Here is a 7,454-nt window from a genome sequence, read left to right on the forward strand (position 1 = left end):
GCGCGGTTCGACGCGGCGGACTCGTCGACGGCGTCGGTGCGCTGCCCGAAAGCACCGCGGGCGCCGGTGGGCACCGGCTCCGCCGCGGGTGCCGCGGGCTGGGCCGCCTGACGCAGACGGTTGGTCGCCGCCTGCTGCACCTGACCGCGGTCGTTGCGCACCTCGACCTCACCCGCGTCGTTCGCGGCCGAGTACTCCAGGCGCTGCGTCTCGACCGGGGTCGGCGTGAGGCCCTTGGCCTCGACCTGCGCCTCGTCGCCCTCAACCTTTCGAACCTCGACCTCCAGGTTGTAGAGGAAGCCGACGGACTCCTCCTTGATCTGGCCCATCATCGACTGGAACATCTGGTAGCCCTCGCGCTGATACTCGATCAGCGGGTCTCGCTGGGCCATGGCGCGGAGCCCGATGCCGTCCTTGAGGTAGTCCATCTCGTAGAGGTGCTCGCGCCAGCGGCGGTCGAGCACCTGCAGCACGACGCGGCGCTCGAGTTCGCGCAGCGCCTGCTCACCGAGCTGCTGCTCGCGGTTCTCGTACGCGATCCGCGCGTCGGAGATGATCTCGCGCTTGAGCCCCTCGGGCGTGATGCGCCCCTTGCTGCCGCCGGCCTCGGCGACGACCTCGTCGATCGTGACGCTCACCGGGTACATGGTCTTCAGCTCGGTCCAGAGCGCGTCGAAGTCCCACGACTCGGTGTGGCCCGAGCCGGTGTGGTCGTCGATCACGGCGGTGATGGCGTCTTCGATGAAGTGCTGCACGCGGTCGGCGATGTCATCGCCCTGGAGCATGTGTCGACGGTCAGCGTAGATGGCCTCGCGCTGACGGTTCAGCACGTCGTCGTACTTCAGGACGTTCTTGCGCATCTCGGCGTTGCGCGCCTCCACCTGCGATTGGGCGCTCTTGATCGCGCGCGACACCAGGCCGGACTCGATCGCGACGTCGTCGGGGAAGTTGGTGCGCGCGAGGATCGCCTCCGCCGCCCCCGACTGGAACAGACGCATGAGGTCGTCGGTGAGCGACAGGTAGAACCGGCTCTCGCCCGGGTCGCCCTGACGTCCTGAACGACCGCGCAGCTGGTTGTCGATGCGACGCGACTCATGGCGTTCGGTGCCCAGCACGTAGAGACCACCGGCCTCGGTGACCTTCGCGGCCTCCTCGGCGACGGTGTCGCGCATCGACTGGTACACCGTGTCCCACTCGGACTCGTAGGCGTCGGGCGTCTCGACGGGGTCGAGGTTGCGCGCCTTCATCTCCTGCACGGCGAGGAACTCGGCGTTACCGCCGAGCATGATGTCGGTTCCACGGCCGGCCATGTTGGTGGCCACGGTCACGGCGCCGAGGCGACCCGCGCGGGCGACGATCTCCGCCTCGCGCGCGTGGTTCTTGGCGTTCAGCACCTCGTGACGCACGCCTTTCTTGGCCAGCAGGCGTGACAGGTACTCGCTCTTCTCGACGCTCGTCGTACCGACCAGGACGGGCTGGCCCTTCGCGTGGCGCTCGACGATGTCTTCGACGACCTGCGCGAACTTGGCCGTCTCGTTCTTGTAGACGAGGTCGGACTGGTCCTTGCGGACCATGGGCCGGTTGGTGGGGATGGGGACCACACCGAGCTTGTAGGTCGACATGAACTCGGCCGCTTCGGTCTCGGCGGTACCGGTCATGCCCGAGAGCTTGTCGTAGAGACGGAAGTAGTTCTGCAGAGTGACCGTGGCGAGGGTCTGGTTCTCGGCCTTGACCGGCACGCCCTCCTTCGCCTCGATGGCCTGGTGGATGCCCTCGTTGTAGCGGCGCCCGACCAGGATGCGACCGGTGTGCTCGTCGACGATCATGACCTCGTCGTTCATCACGACGTAGTCGGTGTCGCGCTTGAACAGCGCGATCGACTTGATCGAGTTGTTGAGGAACGAGATCAGCGGGGTGTTGGCCGACTCGTAGAGGTTATCGATGCCGAGGTAGTCTTCGACCTTTTCGATGCCGGGCTCGAGCACGCCGATCGTGCGCTTCTTCTCGTCGACCTCGTAGTCGACGCCCGCCTCGAGGGTGCGAGCGAGCTTCGCGAACTCGGCGAACCAGCGGTTGGCCTCACCGGATGCCGGACCCGAGATGATCAGCGGGGTACGCGCCTCGTCGATGAGGATCGAGTCGACCTCGTCGACGATGGCGTAGAAGTGGCCGCGTTGCACGAGGTCTTCCTTGCGCCACGCCATGTTGTCGCGCAGGTAGTCGAAGCCGAACTCGTTGTTCGTGCCATAGCTGATGTCGGCCTCGTACTGCTCACGGCGAACCTCGGGCGTCTGGCCCGAGACGACTGTGCCCGTCGTCATCCCGAGTGCGCGGTAGACGCGGCCCATGAGCTCCGACTGGTAGCTGGCGAGGAAGTCGTTCACGGTGATGACGTGCACGCCCTTGCCCGCGATGGCGTTGAGGTAGGCCGGGAGGGCCGCGGTCAGCGTCTTTCCTTCACCGGTCTTCATCTCGGCGATGTTGCCCAGATGCAGGGCGGCGCCGCCCATGATCTGCACGTCGTACGGGCGCTGACCGAGAGTGCGCTTGGCCGCCTCGCGGACGGCGGCGAACGCCTCGGGCATGAGTTGGTCGAGCGTCTCGCCAGCCTCGAAACGGGCGCGGAGCTCGACGGTCTCGTTGCGCAGCTCGTCGTCGGTGAGCTGCTCGTAGTCCTCTTCGAGCGCCCCGGTCGCCTTGACGACGCCCTGTAGGCGACGCAGGACGCGGCCTTCGCCGGCGCGCAGCAGTCTCTCGAGCGGATTTGCCACGAAGAATCTCCATCTGTCGGGTGCGACGCCCGTACGGACGCCGGCCTGCGAACAGGCATACGTGGCCCATGGTATCCGTGTTACCGGTTCGTGACCTGCGAAGGAGCCGCAATCCTCAGGCCGGGTTGCGCGCCCGCAGCGAACACACGGCGACGGGTGCGAACCCGCCGCTTAGGATCGAGCCATGGCGGGTTTCTGGGGTAAGAGGAAGCGCGAAGAGCAAGACGCGGCCGACGCGGATCTGGCTCGGCGGGCCGAGCTGGCGATCGTCGCCGCCGATGAGCGGGTGCGTCTCACCTCCGACGAACTCGATTTCGCGCGGGCCGAGCTCGGCGACAAGGCGACCGAAGACCTCGCCGCCGCCCTCGACTCCGTGCGCACCCATCTCGCCGAGGCCTTCCGGCTGCACCAGCTCAACCACGACGAGATCCCCGACACCAAAGAGGAGCTGCGCACGCGCAACGCGCGCGTCATCCAGCTCTCCCAGTGGGCGGAAGACCTCCTCGAGGAGCGCACGCAGGTTCTTCAGCCCAAGATCGACGCCGTGCGCCGCGCACCCGAGACGCTCGCCCGCGTGCGTGCCGACCGTGAACGGCTCCAGGAGCGCATCCCGAACGCCCGCGACGTGGTCGAACGGCTCTCGCGCCGATACAGCGATTCGGCGCTCGCGCAGATCGGCGGAAATCCCGAAGAGATCGAGCAGCTCCTCGACTTCGCCGTGCACACGGCATCCGTCTCGGAGCGACGCCGTGAGGCTGGCCAGCGCGAGCAGGCGTCGGTCGCGCTGGAAGCGGCCACCGAGGCGGTCCGACGTGCCGAATCCCTCCTGGATGCCGTGGACACCTTCGAGATCGAGGCGCTGCGCGCCGAGTCCACCCTCGCCGCCGTCGTCGACGATTCCCGCAACGACCTCGTCGAGGCGCGCCGTGAGGCGCAGACCCCCGCCGTCATCGCCGCCATGACGGCGCTCCAGGGCGCGCTCAGCGCGCTGCCGGCATCCGGTACCCGCAGCGATCCCTTCGCCGCCCTGTCGTCCCTGCGCCAGACGAACGCCGATCTGGACCACGCCCGAGAGCGCGCGGCGCGCCCGGTTCTCTCGCAACAGCAGGTGGACCACGCCATCGATGACGCTGACCGTCAGCTCGCAGTCGCCCGCGGCCTCATCACCGGACACCGGGGTTGGATCGGCGCCGACGCGCGCACGCGCTTCGTCGAGGCGGAACGCCTGCGCGCAGGGCTCCCCCTCGGTCCCGTCGCCGAGGACGATCGGGAAACGGTGCTCGCCACCGCGCGCCGAGCCGGGTCGCTGGCAGCCGAATCGCTGCAGATCGCGCAGCGCGACATCGAGCAGTCCCGTCCCGACGACTGGGGCGGCAACGGCTATGGCCGCGGGGGCATGGGCGGCCGCGGCGGGGGTATGGGCGGCGGCAACATGGTCGGCGGAATGCTCGGTGGTCTGGTCATCGGGTCGCTGCTCGGCGACATCTTCGACGGCTGAACCGCCCCGCTGCGCTCCCCGCCTCCGATCGGGGTCGGCGCAGAGCCCCCCTCCGGCGCGCGAGGCGAGTGACCCGCAGGCGGCCGACCGATCTCGGCACAGCACCGCGAGAGCCCGCCGCGCCAGGGTGTATGGATGATGCGGCGCGGGCCGAGAGGTGAGGGAGCGGGCGAAGGCTCACCCGCTCTTCGTGGGCTGCCGAGACACGGACGGCGCGCGCCCAAGAGCTCGCGAAGCGATCGCGCTCCGATTCACGCGAATGGGACACGGTTGCGCGGGTGAGAAGAAAGGGCAGCCGGAGGCTTCGCGAGCACACTCACCCGGTGTTTCCTCGGGCGATCTGCCACGCAGCGAAGCGGCGAAACGCGATGGTGGGACGACGAACACCGCCATCTGTGTTTCGTCTCGCCCCGCTCATGCCCTCGAAGGATGACTCATGACCTCCTCCTCCTCCTCCCCTGGCACATCCGACCTCGCCCGCGAACAGCCAGGCCCGTCGCGCCGCACTCTGATCGCCGGCGCCGCCTGGTCGGTACCGGCCATCACGCTCGTCAGCTCCAGCCCCGCATTCGCGGCCAGCGGGGCGTCGTCCCTCGCGCTGACGACACCGTCCATGCAGGCGATCTCAGCCGGCACGACCCCTGCCACGGCCGTCGTCACCGGCACCGGCAACAAGCCCGTCTCCGGGGCCCCCGTGAGCTTCACCGGCCCCACCGGCACCAGCTTCTCGCCCGCCTCAACCACCGCCGACGGGTCGGGCACCGCGACCACCACGCTCACCACGACCGACGACTGGGCCACCCCCGGCAGCACGCTGACCATCACCGCCGTCAGCGGCGGGGCGAGCACCAGCGCCGGCCTGACCGTGCTCGGCGCCAACGCCTACGGCTTCGCCAAGCGCGACAACGGACAGGTCAACCGCGGCGGAACCTTCTACGGCACGGGCGCCGCCGGAACAGGCACCGATGCGAGGACCGTAAATCCTCCCACCCAGCTGCTGAAGCAGTTCCCCTCACCCATCGCCTCTGTCGCCGTCGGAAAGAGCTTCTCCCTCGCACTGTTGAAGAACGGCACCGTGTGGAGCGTCGGCCGCAACGAAAGCGGGCAGCTCGGCGACGGCACCACTACGGATCGCCTCACGTGGGCGCAGATCCCCGGGCTGACCGGGGTGACGCAGATCGTCTGCGGCTTCTCCACCGGTTACGCCCTGCGCTCCGACGGCCGCATCCTCGCCTGGGGATACAACAATTCGGGACAACTCGGCGATGGCGGCACCACCAATCGCTCGACCCCTGCCCTCGTCAGCGGCATCACCACCGCCACCCAGGTCGTCGCCGGAAGCGGCTCGGCCGCCGCCCTGCTCGCCGACTTCACCGTGCGAACGTGGGGATCCAGCTACTACGGCCAACTCGGCAACGGCTCCCGTGACAATTCGGGCACTCCCGTCACCGCGATGGGCGTTACCAACATTGCGCAGCTCGCAGCGAACGGCGAGACCGTCTACGCCCTGACGAAGACCGGACGCATCCGTTCGTGGGGCTACGGCCAATACGGCCAGCTCGGCGACGGGACCACGACATTCATGGCGCTCAGTGCCGTCGACGTCCTCAACGTCAGCAACGCCGTTCAGGTCAGCGGGGGCGAATCCCGCGGCCACGCCGTGTTGTCTAACGGCCAAGCGGTCTCGTGGGGCACGGGCTACGGCTACAGACTCGGCGACGGCACGAACGTCGACCGTAGCTCCCCGGTTCCGATCAGCAGCCTCACGGGTGTCAGCCGCGTCATCGGCGGTTACTACAACAGCTTCGCGTTGCTCGACGACGGAAGCATCCGCTGGTGGGGGTATGACAGCCAGAGCGGACCCACGACATTCAGCGGAACGACCGGCGTCACCCGCATCGACACGAGCGCGATGGGCGACCCGGTCTTCTTCATCCGATGAGCGTTCACGGTCGGCAGCAACAGAGACGAACAGTCCGCCGTGCGACCGGGTGAACGCACGACCGTCCATCCGCCCGCAGCTGAATACGCGAAGGCGCCCCCGTCCGTCCGACGGGGGCGCCTTCGCGTACGTATCAGGATGCGGCCTGCACCACGGGTGAAGCCTGCGTCGCGAGCGCGATCACGCCGTAGTCCCAGCCCTTGCGGCGGTACACGACGCTGGGGTGATCCGTACGGGCGTCGATGAACAGGAAGAAGTCGTGTCCGACGAGCTCCATCCGGTCGACGGCGTCTTCGACCGTCATCCATTCGGCGCCGAACTCCTTCTGGCGGATGACGACGGGCGAATAGTCTTCTTCGTCGGCAGCGCCCTCGGTCTGCACCGGGATGGATCCGGTGGCGACGGCGCGAAGGACCTCGACGGAGGCCGGCTCGACGTCGATGCCCGAGAGTTCGCCGGTGCCCTTTTCGAACTTGGCACCGCGCGGGTGGTTGCGGGCGTCGATGCGCTTGTCTTTCGCGCGGCGCACCTGCTCCGAGATCTTGTCGACCGCGAGGTCGAGCGCGGCGAACTTGTCGACGTCGGTCGCCTCCGCGCGGACGACGGGACCCTTGCCGTCGAGGGTGAGTTCGACCGTGTCGTCTTCCATGCGGCCATTGCGATAGGCCCGATGAGTCACCTTGACCTCGAGCGCTCCGGCGCGCGGCGCCAGGTGCTCGATGCGACTGACCTTCTCTTCAACCACGGTGCGGAATCGATCGGTGATACCGACTCCCACGCCGACGATGTTGGTGTCCATCAGTGACCTCCTTGTTCCGGGTTCCGCCCGGTCTAAGGGCGGAACATCCGTCGCCTTCAGTCATCCCCACGCTAGTGGGAGGCCACCGCCATGTCACGTGGTAATCACCTCCCATTCACCTTTCGATGTGCTGCGACGCGGCGTGTGGGCGAGCGCGACCGCCCGCACGTCGGTAGCGCCCGCCGCGCGCAGGGCGCGAACCGCCTCGGCCAACGTCGCACCCGTCGTGACCACATCGTCGACCACCACCACCGGCCCGCCCAAGACGGTGCGAGCCGCGAACACGTCGCGGACGTTCTCGCGCCGCGCATGATCTCCGAGTCCGCGCTGATCGGCGGGTGCCCGACGCAGCCGCAACAGGCGCTCGGGGCGCCGGCCCGCCCGCCGCACCAGCACCTCGACCGGGCGATATCCACGCCGGCGGAAGGCCGCGCGCGACGAGGG

Annotated in this window: 5 protein-coding genes; 2 read left to right on the forward strand and 3 right to left on the reverse strand. The window is 68.4% G+C overall.

Annotation, left to right across the window (positions count from 1 at the left end; translation table 11 throughout):
- On the reverse strand, nucleotides 1-2,771 hold a 2,771-nt coding region (gene secA / locus RWP81_RS12300), incomplete at its 3' end, for a preprotein translocase subunit SecA (RefSeq protein ID WP_314456495.1).
- A 184-nt stretch (nucleotides 2,772-2,955) separates the two neighbouring features.
- On the opposite strand from secA, the gene RWP81_RS12305 reads away from it, so the two are divergent.
- Nucleotides 2,956-4,269 (forward strand): hypothetical protein, encoded by a 1,314-nt coding sequence (locus RWP81_RS12305; RefSeq protein WP_314456497.1) that lies wholly within the window; start codon nucleotides 2,956-2,958, stop codon nucleotides 4,267-4,269.
- Nucleotides 4,270-4,705: 436 nt separating this feature from the next.
- Entirely contained in the window at nucleotides 4,706-6,211 is a 1,506-nt protein-coding gene (locus tag RWP81_RS12310; RefSeq protein ID WP_314456499.1) for a hypothetical protein, read from the forward strand.
- Between the two features lie 133 nt (nucleotides 6,212-6,344).
- Here the strand turns inward: RWP81_RS12310 and hpf are convergent, their stop codons facing one another.
- Nucleotides 6,345-7,010, reverse strand: coding sequence for a ribosome hibernation-promoting factor, HPF/YfiA family (gene hpf, locus RWP81_RS12315; RefSeq protein WP_314456500.1), 666 nt, complete (start codon nucleotides 7,008-7,010; stop codon nucleotides 6,345-6,347).
- A gap of 93 nt (nucleotides 7,011-7,103) precedes the next feature.
- A partial coding sequence (locus tag RWP81_RS12320) for a phosphoribosyltransferase family protein (protein WP_314456501.1) occupies nucleotides 7,104-7,454 on the reverse strand: 351 nt, incomplete at its 5' end.

The organism is uncultured Microbacterium sp. (assembly GCF_963521695.1).
Classification (GTDB): domain Bacteria; phylum Actinomycetota; class Actinomycetes; order Actinomycetales; family Microbacteriaceae; genus Microbacterium.

What these genes read in the sequence shown, in the direction of transcription:
- RWP81_RS12305 (WP_314456497.1), top strand. Translation starts at nt 2,956, where the DNA reads ATGGCGGGTTTCTGGGGTAAGAGGAAGCGCGAAGAGCAAGACGCGGCC.
- RWP81_RS12310 (WP_314456499.1), top strand. Translation starts at nt 4,706, where the DNA reads ATGACCTCCTCCTCCTCCTCCCCTGGCACATCCGACCTCGCCCGCGAA.
- hpf (WP_314456500.1), bottom strand. Translation starts at nt 7,010, where the DNA reads ATGGACACCAACATCGTCGGCGTGGGAGTCGGTATCACCGATCGATTC.